At 61.9% G+C, this 19,200-nt stretch carries 17 protein-coding genes and 1 pseudogene; 6 read left to right on the top strand and 12 right to left on the bottom strand.

Annotated features, from left to right (window positions below):
• Positions 1-32: 32 nt before the first annotated feature.
• From spoIIR to KB449_RS35205, 3 genes are all read right to left on the bottom strand, one after another.
• Positions 33-761: a stage II sporulation protein R gene (gene spoIIR / locus KB449_RS35215; protein WP_282913094.1), complete on the bottom strand. Its 729-nt coding sequence runs from the start codon at positions 759-761 to the stop codon at positions 33-35.
• Positions 762-874: 113 nt separating this feature from the next.
• On the bottom strand, positions 875-1,807 hold the full coding sequence (gene prmC / locus KB449_RS35210; protein WP_282913093.1) for a peptide chain release factor N(5)-glutamine methyltransferase: 933 nt from the start codon (positions 1,805-1,807) through the stop codon (positions 875-877).
• Positions 1,808-2,032: 225 nt separating this feature from the next.
• Positions 2,033-3,427: an MFS transporter gene (locus tag KB449_RS35205; RefSeq protein ID WP_282913092.1), complete on the bottom strand. Its 1,395-nt coding sequence runs from the start codon at positions 3,425-3,427 to the stop codon at positions 2,033-2,035.
• 153 nt (positions 3,428-3,580) lie between these two features.
• Here KB449_RS35205 and KB449_RS35200 point away from each other — a divergent pair, with 153 nt between their 5' ends.
• The gene (locus tag KB449_RS35200) at positions 3,581-4,426 is read left to right on the top strand and encodes a helix-turn-helix transcriptional regulator (RefSeq protein WP_282913091.1); all 846 of its coding nucleotides are present in this window, start codon (positions 3,581-3,583) and stop codon (positions 4,424-4,426) included.
• Between the two features lie 115 nt (positions 4,427-4,541).
• Here KB449_RS35200 and KB449_RS35195 read toward each other — a convergent pair whose 3' ends face one another.
• From KB449_RS35195 to KB449_RS35185, 3 genes are all read right to left on the bottom strand, one after another.
• Positions 4,542-5,015, bottom strand: coding sequence for a hypothetical protein (locus KB449_RS35195; RefSeq protein WP_282913090.1), 474 nt, complete (start codon positions 5,013-5,015; stop codon positions 4,542-4,544).
• A gap of 202 nt (positions 5,016-5,217) precedes the next feature.
• Positions 5,218-6,300 (bottom strand): peptide chain release factor 1, encoded by a 1,083-nt coding sequence (gene prfA, locus KB449_RS35190; RefSeq protein ID WP_277568196.1) that lies wholly within the window; start codon positions 6,298-6,300, stop codon positions 5,218-5,220.
• Between the two features lie 78 nt (positions 6,301-6,378).
• Positions 6,379-7,263, bottom strand: a complete 885-nt coding sequence (locus KB449_RS35185; protein ID WP_282913089.1) for a DMT family transporter — start codon at positions 7,261-7,263, stop codon at positions 6,379-6,381.
• A 126-nt stretch (positions 7,264-7,389) separates the two neighbouring features.
• Here KB449_RS35185 and KB449_RS35180 point away from each other — a divergent pair.
• The 3 genes and pseudogenes from KB449_RS35180 to KB449_RS35170 form a co-directional block, all read left to right on the top strand.
• Positions 7,390-8,268, top strand: a pseudogene (locus KB449_RS35180) (LysR family transcriptional regulator); the annotation flags it as partial.
• A 284-nt stretch (positions 8,269-8,552) separates the two neighbouring features.
• Positions 8,553-9,536 (top strand): helix-turn-helix transcriptional regulator, encoded by a 984-nt coding sequence (locus tag KB449_RS35175; RefSeq protein ID WP_282913088.1) that lies wholly within the window; start codon positions 8,553-8,555, stop codon positions 9,534-9,536.
• A gap of 77 nt (positions 9,537-9,613) precedes the next feature.
• Positions 9,614-10,117 carry a DinB family protein gene (locus KB449_RS35170; RefSeq protein WP_282913087.1) on the top strand — a complete coding sequence of 168 codons (504 nt, stop codon included), beginning with the start codon at positions 9,614-9,616 and terminating at the stop codon, positions 10,115-10,117.
• Between the two features lie 707 nt (positions 10,118-10,824).
• Here KB449_RS35170 and KB449_RS35165 read toward each other — a convergent pair.
• From KB449_RS35165 to KB449_RS35150, 4 genes are all read right to left on the bottom strand, one after another.
• On the bottom strand, positions 10,825-12,621 hold the full coding sequence (locus KB449_RS35165) for an ABC transporter ATP-binding protein (RefSeq protein ID WP_282913086.1): 1,797 nt from the start codon (positions 12,619-12,621) through the stop codon (positions 10,825-10,827).
• 179 nt (positions 12,622-12,800) lie between these two features.
• Positions 12,801-13,643 (bottom strand): stalk domain-containing protein, encoded by an 843-nt coding sequence (locus KB449_RS35160; protein WP_282913085.1) that lies wholly within the window; start codon positions 13,641-13,643, stop codon positions 12,801-12,803.
• Between the two features lie 182 nt (positions 13,644-13,825).
• Complete coding sequence (locus tag KB449_RS35155) at positions 13,826-15,070, bottom strand: MFS transporter (protein ID WP_282913084.1); 1,245 nt, start codon at positions 15,068-15,070, stop codon at positions 13,826-13,828.
• A 52-nt stretch (positions 15,071-15,122) separates the two neighbouring features.
• Positions 15,123-15,578, bottom strand: a complete 456-nt coding sequence (locus tag KB449_RS35150; protein ID WP_282913083.1) for a CBS domain-containing protein — start codon at positions 15,576-15,578, stop codon at positions 15,123-15,125.
• Between the two features lie 158 nt (positions 15,579-15,736).
• Between KB449_RS35150 and KB449_RS35145 the strand changes: the two genes are divergently transcribed.
• Positions 15,737-16,165 (top strand): MarR family winged helix-turn-helix transcriptional regulator, encoded by a 429-nt coding sequence (locus KB449_RS35145; protein WP_282913082.1) that lies wholly within the window; start codon positions 15,737-15,739, stop codon positions 16,163-16,165.
• A 298-nt stretch (positions 16,166-16,463) separates the two neighbouring features.
• On the opposite strand, the gene ychF is transcribed toward KB449_RS35145, so the two are convergent.
• Positions 16,464-17,564 carry a redox-regulated ATPase YchF gene (gene ychF / locus KB449_RS35140; RefSeq protein WP_282913081.1) on the bottom strand — a complete coding sequence of 367 codons (1,101 nt, stop codon included), beginning with the start codon at positions 17,562-17,564 and terminating at the stop codon, positions 16,464-16,466.
• A 155-nt stretch (positions 17,565-17,719) separates the two neighbouring features.
• Positions 17,720-18,718, bottom strand: coding sequence for a DUF6612 family protein (locus KB449_RS35135; RefSeq protein ID WP_282913080.1), 999 nt, complete (start codon positions 18,716-18,718; stop codon positions 17,720-17,722).
• Between the two features lie 110 nt (positions 18,719-18,828).
• On the opposite strand from KB449_RS35135, the gene KB449_RS35130 reads away from it, so the two are divergent.
• Positions 18,829-18,972, top strand: a complete 144-nt coding sequence (locus KB449_RS35130; protein ID WP_282913079.1) for a hypothetical protein — start codon at positions 18,829-18,831, stop codon at positions 18,970-18,972.
• Positions 18,973-19,200: the final 228 nt, after the last annotated feature.

Genomic DNA, 19,200 nt, shown 5'->3' with positions numbered 1-19,200 from the left:
ATATCACAGCGTTCAGGCGATCAACGATCCGTTCAAGCGAACAAAGATGCGATGAAGCTGAACAGCTTCTCAAGCAGCACGATCAGGAAGAACTCGGCCTTCGGCTTCTCCGCAGGCACCGCCGCGGCGATGACGCCGTCCTCTTGCGCTGCGTTCGCGGACGCCTTTTTGATCTTAGCAGCGTCGGCTTGATCTCCCTTTTGCGCAGCTGCCGTCTGCTTGGCAGGCTCCTTCGCGTCGGTCTCAACCTGATCGTCCGTCTTGGCCGACGCAGCCAGGCACAACGGCGGGAACAGCACGCACCACCAGTTGGCGCCGCCGCCCTTGCCGAGCGTGATCCGGAGCGCCTCGTACTGCCCCGCCGGATACGTTTTTCCCTCGAACGTTTTCGCCGGAAAATCCACGACCGCAAGCTCCGTCTTTTCGCCGTAGCCGGCTTTGGAGCCCTTCAGCGACTTGTTCGCCGCCGCCTCGACGTCCGCGAGCCGCGAACGGATGAACGCGCGCGCCTCCTCGATCGTGCCCGGCATCTCGCCCCAGGATTCGATCAACGCGGCGACGTCGTCGCGCACTTTACGCTTGATCTCCTGATCGCGATCGCTGTCCGAATTGGCGATGATCCGGATGCGGATCGCCTGGTTCGGTATCGTATCGTCGCCTTCGGCGTCCGCCGAGGCGCGGTTCACTGCCAATGTGGAAAAGCCCGACAGACCGATAAGAAGAAGAAAAAGAAAAGGACCATAATGACGAAGACCACGCATCGTTCTCGCTCCTTGTGCGCACCCGTCGGTGCGGCCGATGCGTTCCGGAACGGCTTAGTCCTCATTATGTCCTTCTCTCGAATCTGTAAACCTAGCAATCTATATTTTGTTTTTTAGAAACGAAGCGCGAGCACGTGGCGGTCGATGCCGGCGTAATCGCGTACGATGCGGATCTCGTCCCAAGCGGCCGCCTCGCGGAGAAGCGAAGCCGCCTGCTCCGCCTGATGAATGCCGACCTCCCACGCGACCATCGCAGGCAGCTCCGCCAGCCCGCTCAACTGCTCCGCCATCCGACGGTACGGCGCAAGCCCGTCCGGCCCTCCGTCCAGCGCAAGATGCGGCTCGTGCTCGCGCACTTCCGCCTGCAGACCGGGCAGGTCCGACGAAGGAATATACGGCGGATTGGATACGAGGATATCAATCCGCTCTCCAGCGAGCGCGCCCCCCGCCAGAAACGGCGCCAGCAAATCGCCCTGCACGAAGCGGACGCTTGCCCCGAGCGCGGACGCGTTGCCCGCAGCCACGTCGAGCGCTTCCGGCGACAGATCGCTGGCGGTCACCTGCCAGCCGGGCCGCTCCAGCTTCAACGTGACCGCCAGCGCGCCGCTACCGGTGCCGACATCCAGCACGCGCAGCTCCATTTCCCGTGCGCCGCTTCGCGCGGTCCCCGCCTGCGCCGCCTTACGCGCCGCTTCGATCCTGTCCGCCCCTTCAAGCACCGCCTCGGCCAGCAGCTCCGTCTCCGGCCTCGGAATCAGCACCGCCGGGGTCACGGCAAAACGCCTGCCGTAGAAATACTGCTCGCCGGTCACGTATTGTGCCGGCTCCCCTGCCGCCCTCCGCGCCAGCATCGTCTCCCACGCCCGTCGCTTCGCCTCCGGAAACGGCTCTCTCAAATCCCGCAGCAGCTCGGCTTTGCCGATCCCGAGTACGTGCAAGATCAGCAACTCCGCCCCCGCCTCGGCCTCCGTTTCGTCTATTCCAGCCTGCGCCAACCGTCGTGCACCGGCCTTCCACACTTCGCCGTACGTTCGTCCTTGCTCCATGCCGTCCTCCCTTTGCCGAATAATCCATTTATTCCGGACTTATGATATACCGCCATGGTACCACATGCCGCTTCTTTTATACGAGGAGACTGCATAATGGGGCGCGATAGCGGCATTTTTGACCGCTATTTACTCAGGAGTAGCCTTTTTGAGTGTGATTGAGGCACTCATGGCCCTTATTCTTGCACCGGCGCCAAGCTGCCCTCACAACTAGGATATCTAGAGTCACCGCTCCCGCCCAATCTTCGACCAAGCCAGGAGCGCGCCTGCCGCCAGGACGATTCCAAGTGTGACGAACCCCTGCCGGACGCCCGCCTCCGTCGACCCGGCATGTCCGAGGAAGGCGCCCATCAGCACGACGCCGAGCGTCGCTCCGAGCTGACGCGACGCATTGAGCGCGCCGGAGGCAGATCCGGTCCACTCGGGCGGCGAAGCGGCCATAACGGCGGCCATCAGGGACGGAATGGCGAGGGAGGTACCGAAGCCGACGAGCAGCAGTCCGATTAAATCATACGCGTAGCCGTGATCCCTCGTCGCGGCAGCCAGGGTCATAACGCCCGCCGCGCAGAAGGCGAAGCCGGTGGCCATAGGCAGTTTCGCGCCGATACGGCCGACAATCCTTCCCGTCAGTATCGGGTTGAACGCCAGCGGGATCGTCATCGGCAGCAGCGCCAGACCCGCGGCGTGCGCCTCGTAACCCCGGGCCTGCTGAAAATAGAGCGGCAGCGCGAACAGCACGCCGGACAGGCCGATGTTAACGAGCAGCCCGGACAGCATGCCGGCCGACACGGTCGGCACAGCGAGCATACGAAGCGGCAGCAGCGGCGCCTTGCCTCTCCATTCCGCTGCCGCAAAGCCCGCGGACGCGAGCGCAAACAGGCCGAATGCGCCCAGCACGAACGGCGACGTCCATCCGCGCGTTTGTCCCTCGGTCAGCGCATAGGCGAGCGAAGCGATCGCCGCGATGCAGGTCGCTTGTCCGGCCGGATCGAGGCCGCGCCGCCCGCGTCCGATGTCGGCGCCTGCCAGTCGCCCGACGACGGCCAGACTGACGGCGGCGAGCGGTACATTAATCAGGAAAATGCTCCTCCAGCCCCAGCTGTCGGCGAGCAAGCCTCCCGCGACGGGGCCGATCGCCATAGCCGCTCCCGTCGTCGCCGCCCAGATGCCGAGCGCCCTCGCCCTCGCGGCCGGCTGCGGGTATGACTTGGCCAGCAGCGCAAGCGAAGCGGGCAGCAAGGCTGCCCCGCCGACGCCCAGCAAGGCACGAAATCCGACGAGCGCGCCCAGCGATGGCGAAGCGGCGCAAAGCGCGGATGCAACGAGAAAAACGCCCAGACCCGCCCCATAGACACGCTTGGCGCCCAGCCGATCGGCCAGCGCGCCCATAGACATCAGCAAGCCGGCGAAAACGATCGTGTACGCGTTGACCACCCATTGCAAGCCCGACAGACCTCCGTCCAGATCGGCGCGGATCGCGGGCAGCGCCACGCCGAGCGCTGTCGTGTCCATCAGCACCATAAAGTAGCCGAGCGACAGGCCTAGCAGCAGCATGGCGCGGCCACGTCCGGTTTCGCGCCCCACGCTCGTTCGATCGACTGTTTCCATTTCTGTTTCCATTCCTGTTTCCCTCCGTTTTCCGAACGGCGTCTGTCGCCATCCGCATCCCGGTCAGTTTATAATGATGCTGACGCATGCGTAAGCGGAGGGTTTATCCCGGGAGCGCCACTCCCCGGATAATGTCGCTTCGCCGAAAAGGAAGTGAAGCCAGCCATGGAACCTGCAAACGACCAGCGGCAGCGTGAGCTCGCGCTGTTCCTGAAGACAAGGCGAGCCAGACTGTCCCCGGAGCAGGTCGGACTGCCCGGCGGAGGCAGACGGCGCACGCCCGGACTGCGGCGAGAGGAAGTGGCGCTGCTGGCCGGCGTCAGCGCGGATTGGTACACGTGGCTGGAGCAAGCGCGCGATATCCAGGCATCCGCGCAGGTGCTGGACAGCATCGCCGCAGCCCTGCGGCTCGACGCAACCGAGCGAAGGCATCTGTACTTGCTCGCGCTGCGGCAGCTGCCGGCCGACCCGCAGCCCGACGACGGAGCCGTGCCGCGAACGCTGTGGCGGTTTCTCGAGCTGCAGACGCCCAGCCCGGCGATCGCAACCGATCAGCGGATGGATGTCGTGGCCTGGAATCGGCCGGCCTGTCTGATCTACGGCGATTACGGGGCGATGTCCCCGCGGGAGCGCAATACCGTATGGCGGACATTCACCTCGCCGTACGTACGCGGGCTGCTCCGCGAAGGCTGGGAGCCGCATGCACGCCATCGGCTGGCTCAGTTTCGCGCGGGATACGCCAGATTCGCCGGAGATCCCTGGTGGCTGGCGATGATCGAAGAGCTGACCCGCGAGAGCGCCGAATTCCGCGAGTGGTGGCCGACGCACGACGTGCTAAACGGGCCGGAGGGCACGAAGCGCAACTATCATCCGTCAGCGGGGCTGCTCGTATTCGAACAAGCGGCCTTCACCGTGTCGAACGCGCCTCATTTGACGGTAATCGTCAATATGCCTTCGTCGGAGAACGACACGACGGCCAGACTCGACCGTTTAATCAACGAATCCCTCTAAAGCCGAGTTCTTTGATCAAGCTGCGTTTCTCCCCCAAATTTCCGCAAACAAGAAAGAGCTCCTGCGCCGTTAAACGCAAGAGCTCTTTCTTGTTTATTTCAGCCACTGCAGCAAGCTACACTTCCGTCCAGGTCAACGTGAGCTCCACGACGCCATCTTCCGCGGCCAGCGGGCCCCCGATCATCGACCACGTTTCTTTTTCGGTTTTACTGTTCCCCTGTATGATCAGGTTCTTGTCGTCGACTGTCTGGACGGCATTCTCGCCCAGCTCGGCATCGAAGTAATCCTTGTATAGGGCCGAAACCTCATCCATGCTCTTCTTGGTTGCGAAAATAAGCAGCACGGAGCGTTTGCCGTCCGTCGTTTCCTGGTGGGACGTGCGAATATCGGCATCGTCGGGCAGCGGAAATCCCGCAGGCAAGTACGATGGACGCTCGGCGGAATCCGACTGTACCCCAGCCTCGGCCACGCTGCCGCCGGTCGGCGCATTCACCGCGTTCACCGCGGACGGTTCCTTGTCTGCGCATGCGCCGAGAAGTACGCTCCCCAGCAGCAGTACGGCCGCCCCGCGGGCTACACGAATGATCATCCTCTCACTCCTAACATCCTTCGGAATTTAACCTATCTCTCGCCTCTCTTCAAAGACATTCAAGGGAGAGGCATTTCCAATTTTTACCCAAAATTTCATTTCGGGAAACGGCATTCGCCGGAACATAAATCCAAAAAAAGAAGACATCCGACCCGTTAAAGGTGAGATGTCTTCAAATTCACTTTAATGACTCGACTTCATTTTAATGACTCGACGCCATGCCTTCCTTCTCGAGCAGCTCCGCCTGCTCCGCGATCGACAGCGCCTGCACGATCTCGTTCATCTCGCCGTTCAGCACGGAATCGAGCTTGTGCAGCGTCAGGCCGATGCGGTGATCGGTAACCCGGCTCTGCGGGAAGTTGTACGTGCGGATGCGCTCGCTGCGGTCGCCGGTGCCGACCTTCTCGCGGCGCTCGCCCGCGTACTTGGCGGTCTCCTCCTGGATCTTGATGTCCATGATCCGGGTGCGAAGCACCTGAAGCGCCTTTGCCTTGTTGTCATTCTGGGACTTGCCGTCCTGACAGGTGGCGATAATACCGGTCGGGATGTGCGTCACGCGCACGGCGGACTTGGTCGTATTGACCGACTGGCCGCCCGCGCCGCTCGAGCAGAATGTGTCCACGCGAATGTCTTTGTCCAGAATCTCGATGTCCAGCTCTTCAGCCTCCGGCATGACGACGACGGTCGAGGTCGACGTATGGATCCGTCCGCCGGACTCGGTCTCGGGCACCCGCTGCACGCGATGGGCGCCGCTCTCGAACTTCATCTTGCTGTAGGCGCCTTGTCCGTTGATGGTGAAAATGACTTCCTTGAAGCCGCCGAGGTCGCTCACGCTCGCTTCGAGCAGCTCCGTGCGCCAGCCCTGGCTGTCGGCGTACTTGGCGTACATCCGGTACAGCTCCGCGGCGAACAAGTTCGCCTCTTCGCCGCCGGCCGCGCCCCGGATCTCGACGATGACGTTCTTGTCGTCGTTGGGATCCTTCGGCAGCAGCAGGACGCGCACCAGTTCCTCCAGTTCCTCTTTACGGGCGGCGAGCTCCTCGATCTCCATTTTGACCATGGCCTTCATCTCGTCGTCCAGCTTGTCTTCGAGCATCGCCTTGGCGTCGGTCAGCTGCTCCGACACTTGCTTATATTCCACGTAAGCCTGATACGGCTCTTGCAGGTCCGATTGTTCCTTCGCATACGCGCGCAGACGGGCCGAATCGTTCATCACGTCCGGGTCGCACAATAACTCGCTCAGCTTTTCGTATCGGTCCGCCAGTGCCTGCAGTCGATCCAGCACTTCAACCAACCTCCGGTAATCGTAATCGTAGTCTTCCCATTATATCATACCGTTGCAAGTGTCGGCGCGTGACGGACCTTAAGCCTGCCGAGCCGTCGTAGCGGCGCTTCGCGGCGCCGTGCCCCGCCAGTTGACGAGGAAGATGCCCGCGCAGATCATCGCGCCGCCCGCAGCCACGTAAGCATGGAGCGGTTCGCCGAGCAGCACCGCCCCTCCGATGACGCCGAAGAACGGCGCCAGGAACAGGAACGCGTTGGTTTTTGCCGGGTCGCCCCGCTTCAGCAGATAGGACCAGCCGGAAAACTGCAGGATCGAATTGACGAGCACGAGCCAGGCGAGGGAGAAATAAAATCCGCTTCCGAGTTCGATGCGCGGATGTTCGAACAGTACGCTCAACAGGCCCAGCACGATGCCGCCGAACAGCATCTGGTAGCCGGTCAGCACCCAGGTATCGAGCTCCTGTCCCCATCGTTTGATGAGCAGCGTCGAGGCCGCGAAGCAGCAGGCGCCGAGCAGCGAGATTAGCGTCCCCGGGTTCATCGACAAATGCGCGCCCATCGTGCTGAAGACGCCGGCGAAGCCGAGCGCTACGCCAGCCCATTGGACGACCCTGTACCTGGCCTTCAAGAACAAGGCGCCGAACAAGATGACGAGCAGCGGGTTCACGAAAATAAGGATCGCCGACTCGCCGGACGAGATCCACCGCATGCTGTAATAGCTGCATCCCATGATGCCCGCGGAGTTCAGCGTGCCGATCAGCGCGATGCGCAGCCAGGACGAGACGTCCTTCGGCTTGGCCCGACGCGCCGTGAACGCGGCCATAAGCAGGCCGGCAGCGACGAATCGTATGCACATGAGCAGGAAAGGCGGCGCATAATCGAGCCCGATCCGGCCGACCGGAAACGCGAGCCCCATGGACAGCATAGTGACGAAAATCAGTGAAGCGTAAACTTTGGGATTCATCGGGTATTCTCCCCTTCGCGGATTCGTTTGATAAAAATGATTGTATTCCTCGTTCGCGTTCAAATAAAATAGAAATAAATCATGGTCGCCATCACATGAAGTGATAGCAAAAGGAGGATATGCGGGATGGAGAGCGGGGACTTGCGGGTGTTTCGGGCGGTAGCGCTTGAAGGGACGGTGACGGCCGCCGCGGCTAAGCTCGGATATGTGCAATCGAACGTAACTGCGCGCATTCGCCAGTTGGAGACCGATCTGGGCAAGCCTTTGTTCCATCGCCACAATCGGGGCATGACGCTCACTGCGGACGGCAAGCTGCTGCTGGACTACGCGGGACGGATCGTCGGCCTGCTGGACGAGGCGGCCAAGGCCGTGTCGTCGCTCGAAGGACCGCTCGGGCCGCTTGCGGTCGCCTCCACGCAGAGCTGCGCGGCCGTGCGGCTGCCGGCGCTGCTCGCCGGCTATCATCGCATGTATCCAGATGTCGAGCTGTCGCTCTCGACGGGACATTCGGCTGCCGTGCTGGAAAAAGTGCTGCGCTACGAGGCGGACGGCGGATTTCTGGCGGGACCGTGGCCGGAGGACGAGATTCATGCCGTTCCCGCGTTCGACGAGGAGATCGTGTTGGTGTCCGCTGCGGAATATATGGAGCCGGACGGCCTTGCAGGCGCCCCGATGCTCGTTTTTACGGACGGCTGCTATTACCGGTCCGTGCTGGAGCGATGGACCAAGGAGCGCGCCTGGTCGCAGCCCCGGATCATGGAATTCGGCACGCTGGAGGCCATTGTCGGCGGCGTATCCGCCGGGCTCGGCATCTCTCTGCTACCGCTTAGCGTCGTCGCCAAGGCCGCCGCGGAAGGCGCGCTGCGCGTGCATCCGCTGCCAGAGCCGTACAACCGGATTCGCACGTACTTCGTCATGCGCAGAGATGCGTTCGTAAGCCGGCCGTTGGCGTTGTTTCTGGAGGAGCTGGCGGGTGCGCGGGAAGCTGCGGACGGTTCGGCGAGCGAGGGCGAAGGCAGCCCGGCGGGCCAAGGCGAAGCCGAAGGCGGACCGGCGCAGGAAGTCGGCGCGGGCCAAGGCGAAGGCGCACCGGCGACGGAAGTCGGTGCGGGCCAAGGCGAAAGCGGACCGGCGCAGGAAGTCGGCGCGGGATCGCGCGCAGCCGGTGCACCTGTAGGCGCACTGGACGGGGATTCGAATCGCGCCCGGATGCAAGAGCTCGGGCAGACACAAGAAAGCGGGCAAGCCAAAGGAGCGCGCCGAGACAAGCGCAAAGGAGAGATTACCGCATGAAGCTGGACCGGTTGCTGGCAATTACGATGCTCATGCTGGGCAGGCGGCGGATTGGAGCCAAGGAGCTCGCCGACCGGTTCGAAGTGTCGCTTCGGACCGTCTATCGCGACATGGAGACGCTTTGTCAGGCAGGCATCCCGATCGTCTCCTACGCAGGCGAGGGCGGCGGCTACGAGATCATGGAACGTTACCGGCTCGAACGCCAGTTTCTGACGCTGGAAGAGCTGCAGGCGATGGTTATCGCATTGAAGGGCATCAGGCCGACGCTGGAGGAGCGGGAGATCGGCAGGCTGCTCGACAAAGTCGGCGCGATGCTGTCCGGGACAGAGCAAGACCGCCTGGCCGACGCTTCGGAGCAGATGGTCATCGACATCAACCCTTGGGGCGGCGGCACGCAGGACAAGGCCAAGGTCTCCCTGCTTCGGGATGCGATCAGAGACCGGCATATCGTACGGTTCGCCTACACGGATATGGCCGGCGAGCGCTCGGCGCGCCGCTGCGAGCCTGTACGCCTGGTGCTCAAAGGGCTGGTCTGGTACGTGTACGGGTACTGCCTGATCCGGGAGGATTTCCGATTGTTTAGATTGTCGCGCGTGAGGGATTTGGCAATGACGAACGAGACCTTCGAGCGGCGGGAGGAACCGGAGGCGCGGCCGCTTGCATGGAGCAGCATGTCCAACGAAGCGTGCGCGCACGTCAAGGACATCGTCGTGCGGTTCGCGCCGGTCGCGCGGACGCGGGCGGAGGATTATTTCGGCTCGCTCGACAGCACGCAGGGCATGGAGGACTTGCCCGACGGCTCGCTGCTTGTGCGCGCGACGCAGCCGGACGAAGCTTGGCTGCACCTGTGGCTGCTCGGATTCGGACCGAGCGCTTACGTCGTATCGCCGCCGGAACTGGCCGCGGCCGTTCGCGAATGCGCCGCCGAAGTGCTGCAGCTCTATCCGGCCGCTGACACGCAGTTGTCAGCGGCAAGGTGATACGCTGGACGGGCAACGTACAGAGCGGCCGTCTTCACCGATAGGCGGCAGCCGTTGATCCATGGAGGCTGATGATGATGTTTACGAGTATTGAGAGCTTCGTTCAGGAATGGGAAAGACTGTCCGCGGGCACGCGTCAACTGCTGGAGGAGATGACCGATGCGTCGCTTTCCCAAAGCGTAGGCGATGGCTTCCGTACGCTTGGCCGGCTCGCCTGGCATTTGACCTGCAGCCCGCAGGAGATGCTGGTGCGTACGGGACTCACGCTGCCGGCGCCTGGCGACGAGCATGTCGTGCCGTCGTCCGCAGCGGAGATCGCGGCGGCCTACGCGCGGACCGCGCGCGAGGTCGCCGAGGCGGTAAGCGGGCAGTGGACGGACGCGGATCTGGCGGCGTCGAGCGACATGTACGGCGAGCAATGGCCGAACGGCCTGACGCTGCGCGCCGTGATCCAGCACGAGGTGCATCACCGCGGGCAGATGACCGTGCTGATGCGGCAGGCCGGCCTGCGCGTGCCAGGTTTGTACGGACCGTCGCGCGAGGAATGGACCGCCATCGGCATGGAGCCTCCGGTTGTCTGACAGGCAGGGAAAGAGAAAGTCGGAACGAGATAGCCGGTTATTCCGGCTATCTCTCCTCCGACCACCAGTAATCCGGACCCGTTAGCCGGTTTTTCCCGCCATCTCACCTCCGACCACCATTATCCGGACCCATTAGCCGGTTTTTCCGGCTATCTCGCCTCCGACCACCAGTAATCCGGACCCGTTAGCCGGTTTTTCCGGCTACTCCTCCCAAGAACCGCGCTTCCGGGCGATTTGACACTGTACCGATGAGGTCAAACACGCACCATTGCCACTTTAGAGGTGCTCGGAAATTGCCGATAAGCGCAAATGGGCACTAACCTCGCCTTAATTGTGCTCGGAATGGTGCTGATAAGCGCAAATGGGCACTAACTCCGCCTTAAATGTGCTCGGAATGGTGCCGATAAGCGCAAAAGGGCACTAACTCCGCCTTAAATGTGCTCGGAATGGTGCTGATAAGCGCAAATGGGCACTAACTCCGCCTTAAATGTGCTCGGAATGGTGCCGATAAGCGCAAATGGGCGCTAACCCCGCCCTAAATGCGCGCTGAATGGTGCTGATAAGCGCAAGTGGGCACTAACGGCGCCCGTAATGTCACGCTTTTCACAAAAAAAGATTCCCGCCCGAGCGCCACCCGCGTCAACCGATTCTATGCTCTCCCTTTCCTGTCCTCACTTCATTGCCGTTCCTCGATTCCCACATACAAACTACTCCAAATCACCAGCCGACACTTCCGCAAACTGCGTGCGGTACAGCTTGGCGTAAAGGCCGTCCCGCGCCAGTAATTCCTCGTGCGTGCCCAGCTCGACGATGCGGCCATGATCCATCACCGCGATTGCGTCGGCGGCGCGTACGGTGGAGAGGCGATGCGCGATGGCGATCGTCGTACGGCCGGCCATAAGGCTGTCGAGCGCTTCCTGCACGTATGCCTCGGAACGCGAGTCCAGATGCGAGGTCGCTTCGTCGAGCACGAGAATGCGCGGATTTTTCAAAATCGCCCTCGCGATGGCGATTCGCTGGCGTTCGCCGCCCGAGAGCCGATGCCCCCGCTCCCCCACTTTAGTATCATAGCCCTGTGGCAGTCCCGCGATCACGTCGTGGATATAGGCCTGACGGCAGGCCGATTCCATTTCTTCCTTCGTAGCGTCCTCTTTGGCAAACCGGAGATTGTCGGCGATCGTACCGTAGAACAAAAAGGGTTCTTGCGTCACGTAGCCGATCTGCTCGCGCAGCGAAGCCAGCGTCACGCCGCGGATGTCCTGCCCGTCGATTCGCACGGCGCCTTGCGTCGGATCGTACAGTCGGCCGACCAGGCCGGCAAGCGTCGTTTTGCCCGCGCCGCTCGGCCCGACCAGCGCGAGCAACTGACCCGGACGCGCAGTCAGCTTGATCTCCTTCAGCACGGCCGCTCCGCCAGTCGCATACGCGAATGACAAGCCGTCGAACTCGACCAGACCGCCTCCACGCTGAAGCGGCTCGGCATCCGGCGCGTCCTCGACCTCGGGCTTCAGATCGAGGTACTCGAAGATGCGCTGGAAAATCCCCATCGCGGCAGACAAGTCGAGATGCATGCCGAGCAAGCCGGACACCGGCTCGTACATACGACCGGTCAACGCAGCGAACGCGATGACCGAACCTATGGACAAGCCGCCATGAATCACGAGCCAGCCGCCGTACAAATAGACGATCGCCGTCGCCACCGGATTGGACACGCCAGCCGCCATCCCGTACCATCTGCCGATGAGGCCGAGCCGCAGCTCCATGCTTTTCACCGTATCGTTCATCTCGCCGAACTTGCGGACCTGGGCTTCCTCCCGCCCGTAAATGCGGGTCAGCAGCGCCCCCGATACGCCGAATGTCTCCGAGAGATGGGAGGACATCTCGCCTCGCAGCGTTTGCACGCGCAGCCGAAGCGACTTGCGCAATGCCCCGATTCGTCTGGCGGGCAGCAGCAGCACCGGGATGACGACCATCGACACGAGCGCCAGCCGCCAGTCGAGCCGAAGCAGGATGACGACCGTCGCAATCAAGGTGACTGCCTGCGTGATTGCATTGACGATCGTGCCCGTAATGGCGCCCTGTACGGCCTGCACATCACCGGAGATGCGCTGAACGATCTCGCCCGTTCGCGATCTCGTGAAAAACGACATCGATTGCCGCTGCAAATTGCGGAAAAGCCGGTCGTTCAGATCCCGCATGACGCTCTGTCCGACCTTGTTGTTCAGGTGGGCCTGCCAGACGTTCAGGACGCCTTTGGCGAGCGGACTCGCAGCCATGAGGCCTGCGAACAGCAGCAAAAGACCGGCATCCTTCTGCGGAATCGCCTGGTCCACGAGCTCTTTGGTCGCGAGCGGAGCCGCCAATCCAGCCAACGTAGCTGCAAGCGACAACAGCAGGATAAACGCCAATTGGCCGGCGTAAGGCCTGAATAACAGCAGCACCCTGGACAGCTTGACGTCCGACAGCTTTGCGCCTGCCTGGTGATTTTCGCTTAGTCTTCGCATGTTCGCATAGCTTCTTTCTGATGATCCATGATAAAAGTCCGTTAGCTAGATTATAACAAGATCGGCACGGCCTCACATCCGCCTGCCCCGGCGCCATAGACCTTGGTCTGCATAAAAAAGAACGGCCCCCCTCGGGACCGTCCCAACTCAAACTATGGTACGCAAGCTTCTTGCTGAAATTATTGCGCGTTCGCCGGCAGCACGACGATCGTGTCCGCCGCGCTCTGCGGCGGGATGCTGCGCGTAGTCGCCGGGCCGTAATACGCCCTCACCTTGTCGCCGACCTTGATATCCTCGGCCTTAACCGACTCTCCCATCGACGTCACGATCAGCGTGTCGGCGCCGACGTTCAGCACCAGGTTGGAGACGGCGGCATCGCCCGTACCCGAGCCGAGTTGGATCTGCCAGCCGCTGTCCGTCTTGTTGACGGCGCCGACTTTATCTTCCTTGATCGACCGCTCGCCGAGCAGCGTGACCTTGGCAGCGTGCGATTGTGCCGGGAAGCTGAGCGCCACGATCGGGCCGTATTCGACGGCGACGCGCGAGCCCGCCTTGAGGTCGGCAGCCGTCTTGACGGCGCCGGACTCGTCCACGATGACCGTGTCCTTGTCCACCTTGGCGATGATCCAGTCAAAAGTTCCCGCGGAACCCTTGCCCATGACGTTCAAGCTCGTCAGGCCGTTCGCGGTCTGCGCGTCCGTCACGACGCCGGTATTCACGATATAAGCGTCCACGGGCGCCTGCTCCTCTTTCTTCGGCGTCAAGTCGAACTGCTTGGCCTGCTGATTCCAGGTCAGCTCGTAGCCAAGGGCGCCTGCGGTGTCGCGCAGCGGCACGTAGGCTTTGCCGTCGATATAGACCGGCTGAATCGAGCCGTAGGCGGCTCCGTTGACGGATACATGAATGTCGGCACGCAAGAGGCCGCTGACCTTCTGGGTGAGGCCGGCGGCGCCGGCCACCGCGGAAGCGCCGACAATACCGGCGGCAGTCAGCAAAATAACGGATTTCTTTTTAAGATTCATGTGTGATGCTCCTCTCTAGGTTGCGTTGTCTTGTTCCGAAGCCGCCCGATTGGCGGTTGGGAAACAGGCAGGTCAGGCAAGTCTTGCACATTCCCCCAGACGAGCATTCGATACGAAAGGTTGCACGAAAGCAAAATGGCCGTCTCCCGAAAAGTGGGGAAACGGCCGGAATGCAAGGCGGATCAGTGCGCGCCGGCTTTGTCGACGTGCAGCAGGTGGCGTTGGTTCAGCATAATGACGACGACAGCCGCCAGGACAAAGGCGCCTCCGACGACGAACGGCACATGCGGGTTGTACCACTCGGCAAGCTTGCCGGCGAAGTAAGGGGCGATCGCGCCGCCGATGAAGCGAAGGAAGCTGTAGGCTGCGGAGGCCGTCGAGCGTTCGACGGGCGCCGCGTTCATGACCGCCGTGGTGATGAGCGTGTTGTTGTTGCCCAGCAGCGCGCCGGCGAACACGATCGCGCCAACGACGACCCACTCGGTCGTCGTCCAGATGCCCATCGCGAATAGCACGAGGCCAAACAAAGTCAGCATGGCGTACATCGACTTGAGCGTGCCGAACTTGCGCTGGAGCACCGGCGCCATGAATACCGACGTAATGGCGAGCAGGACGCCCCAGCCGAGGAAGATGTAGCCGAGACCGTGGGCGTCATAGCCGAAGTAGTGGTCCAGCACGAGCGGCGCGTACGCCAGCAAGGTAAAGAAGCCGAAGTTGTACAAGCATGCGCCGAGCCCGAATACGAGCAGCGAGCGGTGCTTCAGCGCGCGGAACGGATCGGCCAGCGAAGCCTTGCGGCGCCCGGCGGACGCGGCGGGCTTGTTGGCTTTGGGCATCGTGAGCGCGAGCGAGATAAAAGCGATGACCATGAGCACGGCGACTCCGAAGAACGGACCCCGCCAGGAGATCGATCCGAGCTCCCCGCCGATGAGCGGCCCGACCGAGATGCCGAGGCCGATCGCGGCCTCGTAAAGAATGATCGCCCGCGCGACGCTGCCCGTCGACAGCGTGACGATGGCGGTCAGCGAGGTTGCGACGAACAACGAATTGCCGAGGCCCCAGCCGCCGCGCAGACCGATCAGCGCCCAGATTCCGTCGGAGGCGCCGCCCAGCGCGGCGAATGCCGCGATGATGACGATGCCGGCCAGCAGCGTTCCTTTCATGCCGAGCTTAGACTGGATGACCCCTGTAATAAGCATCATGACGGCCATGACGGCATTGTAGCTGGTGAAGAGCAACGATACCTCGCTTGGCGAAGCTTCCAGCTGCTTGGCGATGGCGGGCAGGATCGGGTCGACGAGACCGATGCCCATGAACGCGATGACGCAAGCGAAGCCGACCGCCCATACGGCGCGCGGCTGCTTGAGCAAGCTTCCTTCCGGCGCCAGCGGTGACGCGGGAGCAGAAGCCTTGGATGTGGATGACATAAGAAGATTAGCTCCTTTTAGATATGAAGTGTGAATGCTGCCCCATGCTGTCCTACAACAGATTCTCGAACGCATGGCGAACGACGTTGCCCCGACTGATGATGCCGACGAGCACGCCGTCCCGCTCTACCGGCACCTTCTTGATCTGCTTCTTGCCCAGCATCGCCGCGATATTCTCGACCTCGTCATCCCACATCGCCTTGACGACCTTCGTCTTGGCAATGGACATGACGTTCAGGTCCAGCAGCCTGCGGGCTCGTTCCTCGAACTGCTCGTTATCCCCTTGAATCAGGATGGATGCGTAAAAAAAGTCGACGTACCGGTCCTCGTGCTTGCCGATGTAGCGCATGACGTCGCCGTCGCTGACGTACCCGACGATCTCGTTGCGGTCGTTGACGACGGGCAGTCCGCTGATCCCGTGTTCAATGAACTTCTCGATCACGCGGCGCACCGTATCGCTCTCTTTGACCTTGTATACTTGCCGAATCATAATTTCTTGAGCTATCATCGCTAGCCCCTCCATTTAGTTGTATTGCAAAACTAAACATTTAAGTGTATTATACAACTACTTTGCGAAATGTCAATGCTTTGGCCCGGGCTTGCGCTTGAAATGCGCGCGGCATGTGGTACGATGGGGAACAGAAAAGCAGCAAGGTGGTGAGATCCGTGAGTCACGAAACGAATACAAGCATCGAGCTCGAGATCGCCCTTCTGATTCGCCGCCTCACTTCGATCTCAACCAGCCGCAAGTTCGGAACGCTCGATCGCTCCGCTTATTTGCTGCTCGGCCAAATCGAGTCGCACGGCTCGGCCGGCGTCAAGGCGCTCGCGGAGGAGTTTCGCCTCGACATCTCCACCGTCAGCAGGCAGACGTCCGCGCTCGAGCAGAAAGGTTACGTCTACAAAATGCCCGATCCGGAGGACGGCAGGGCCTACTTTTACCAACTCACCGACGAAGGGCGCCGCATGCTGTTGGAGACGCGGGCGCAGCGCACGGAACGAATCGACGAGCTGCTCAAGGATTGGTCCGGGGAAGAGCGTACCCGTTTCGGCGAGCTGCTCGCCAAGTTTAATCGGACCTATCTGGACGATTAGCGCCGCTCTTATTGTATTCAAAAGCTTCAGAAGTTATTGGGCGGCGCGTACCAACGCGGGGTTTCGCGCGCAAGGGACGGCTGGGCAGGTGAGATAGCGAGAAGCAAGTTGTCGGAGTCAGTGACTGAGTTGTACGGTAAAACCCTGTAACTCGCAGCCATAGTCCGGGCTTCAAAACAGAGTTGTACAGTAAAACCGTGCCCCCCGCTGTACCTGCCGCATCCCGCTCCATACGCATGCAGAAGAGCCCCGGGCATCCGCCCGGGGCTCTTCTGCATCGCTTTTTGACGCCAACCGCTTATACGTTAAACCGGAAATGCATAACATCGCCGTCCGCGACGACGTATTCCTTGCCTTCGAGGCGGAGCTGGCCTTTTTCCTTGGCGGCGTTCATGGAACCGGCGCCTACCAGGTCCTCGTACGAAACGACCTCGGCACGGATGAAGCCGCGTTCGAAGTCGGTGTGGATGACCGCGGCCGCCTGCGGCGCCTTGGTGCCCTTGCGGATCGTCCAGGCGCGAACTTCCTGTACGCCGGCCGTGAAGTACGTGTACAAGCCGAGCAGCTTGTAGGCCGCCCGGATGAGCCGGTCGAGGCCGGACTCGGTCAAGCCGAGCTCCTCGAGAAACATCTCGCGATCCTCGCCCTCGAGCTCGGCGATCTCGGACTCGACGCGCGCGCTGATCGGCACGACCTCGGAGCCTTCGGCCGCCGCGAATTCGCGGACGCGCTGCACGTATTCGTTGGCGTCGGCGTTCGCAGCCTCGCCCTCGCTCACGTTGGCCGCGTACAGCACCGGCTTGATCGTCAGCAGGTGCAGGTCGCGCACGAGCAGGCGCTCTTCGTCCGACAGCTCGACGCTGCGGACGGGCTTCTCTTCCAGCAGCGCGGCATGAATGCGCTCGAGCACTTCGACCTCTTGGGCGTACTTCTTGTCTCCGCCCTTCATGTTCTTGCGGGAGCGGTCCATGCGCTTCTCGACGGAGTCGATATCCGCCAGGATGAGCTCCAGGTTGATGACCTCGATATCGTTGATCGGATCGATCTTGCCCGATACGTGGGTGATGTTCTCGTCGACGAAGCAGCGCACGACGTGCACGATGGCGTCGACTTCGCGGATGTTGGCCAGAAACTTGTTGCCGAGGCCTTCGCCGCGGCTCGCGCCCTTGACCAGGCCGGCGATGTCGACGAATTCGAAGGCGGTCGGCACGATCCGGTTAGGCGTGACGATGTCTGCAAGCTTCTGCAGGCGCTCGTCCGGCACCTCGACGACGCCGACATTCGGGTCGATCGTGCAGAACGGATAGTTGGCCATCTCGGCACCCGCTTGGGTGATGGCATTGAATAAAGTCGACTTGCCGACGTTGGGCAGGCCGACGATACCACAGGACAGTGGCATTCGCTAAACACTCCTGACTTCGCGCGGCCCTCGCGGAGTAGCGCCGGACGGCCGTTCACGGTTCAATTATACTTCAGATATTATAACGGAAGGCCGGGACCTGCGTCCACCTAACCGGCAACCTCAGCCTTCCAAGCTGATGGTCCGAGCCATCCTCAATAGGAATCCAGCCCCTCCAGCCCGTCTAGCCCGTCTAGTCCGTCCACCCCATCCAGCGTCCCCAAATCTCCTTCGGTCGCCTCCGGATCGTCGATCGGCGGATCGAGCTCCGGCGCTTCGAGCGCCGCCTTCGGCACCGCGATCGCCTCGGTCGCCCCGTGCTTCGCATAGGTGCCTTCGAATATCTGGCTGAGCTCGGACGGCGCCCCCGGCTCGTATTCGATCGTCATCACTGAATCGACGCGGTAGGCAAGCGGCAAATGCGTAACGGCATCCAGCTTAAAGCTGACGGACAGCGACTTCAACGCGATGCTGCGCTGCACCGCCTCGTCCATGCTGCCCAGATCGAGTGTCCCCTCCAGGATGTGCTTGAGAAACGCCAGCGCCTCAGGCCCTTTGCCTTCATAACGGACGACGTCGTGCCCGCCTTCCCTCGCGGATGAGAGCCCGGTACCGAGCGACGCGGCCGAGGCCAACGCCGCAGCCGGGTCGATCTGATAATCGGACAGCGTCCGCGCGATATCCGCCGCCTGTTCGCTGGACAATTTGCCCCATTCTTCAAAAGAAGGGTCGTACACGTAATAGGCGTCCGGCACGAGGATCGCGCGCAGCGAGGACCTCTCCCCGTCCTGGACGCTGTCGATCGTCTGGTCGAGCTTGAGCGGCGAACGCTCGGCCTTCCCGGCGTTGGTCACTTCGAAGACCGAGTCGGCCGCGGCGCCCCCGCTCAGCTTCTGGACGAGATGAAGCGTGAATGCGTAACGTCCGACGTCCGCCATGGCCGCGCGGGCTTGTCCGATCAGCGCTGCCGCGTCGCTGCCGGCCTCCGGGTCGGAAGACGACGCGACCGCAGTCTCCCGCTGCTCCGCGGCCGGAGACGCAGCAGCACTCTTCTCGGCAGGCGAATCGCCGCCGCTGCACGCTGCAAGCGCGAGCGCCGCCGCGAACACGTAGACTAAAATGAATAACGAACGTCGATTGGATGCGCGTGTCATGATGGATAACAGCCCCTTCAATTCGGTTAACCTATGCAGCGCGAGGCGCTGCGGCCGCTGCCGGCAGTCGCCCTTTCGCCCATACTCGCACGAGCTTAAGGAGGATTCGCATGGAAAACGACAGCCGCAAAGGCAATTACAAAGGCACGACGGCGATGGCCGCCAAAAACCAGGATATGGCGTTCGTAAACGACACGCTCGAGAATACGAAGTCCGTCGCCCCGACGCCGCAAAAAAAGAAAAAGACCGACTGACGCGGCGCCATCCATCCGATAGGAATCTCCGCAGAGCGGCGCCCATGCCGCTCTGTTTGCCGTACCCGCCAAAAGCCTCTCTACCCTACCATACCCCCCGCTTCCTCCACAACGATCAAGCCGACAAAAAATTCACCGATTGAAATAGGGAACTTTTAGCATCGCCCGTCGTTCCTTAGATGTGCCGGCCGCACGATCATCGGGCAAAGGAGAATGCGAAGCGGTCTT

Source organism: Cohnella hashimotonis (assembly GCF_030014955.1).
GTDB lineage: Bacteria > Bacillota > Bacilli > Paenibacillales > Paenibacillaceae > Cohnella > Cohnella hashimotonis.
The sequence above is the reverse complement of the archived record's forward strand: the minus strand, read 5'-3'. Positions and strand labels throughout refer to the sequence as shown.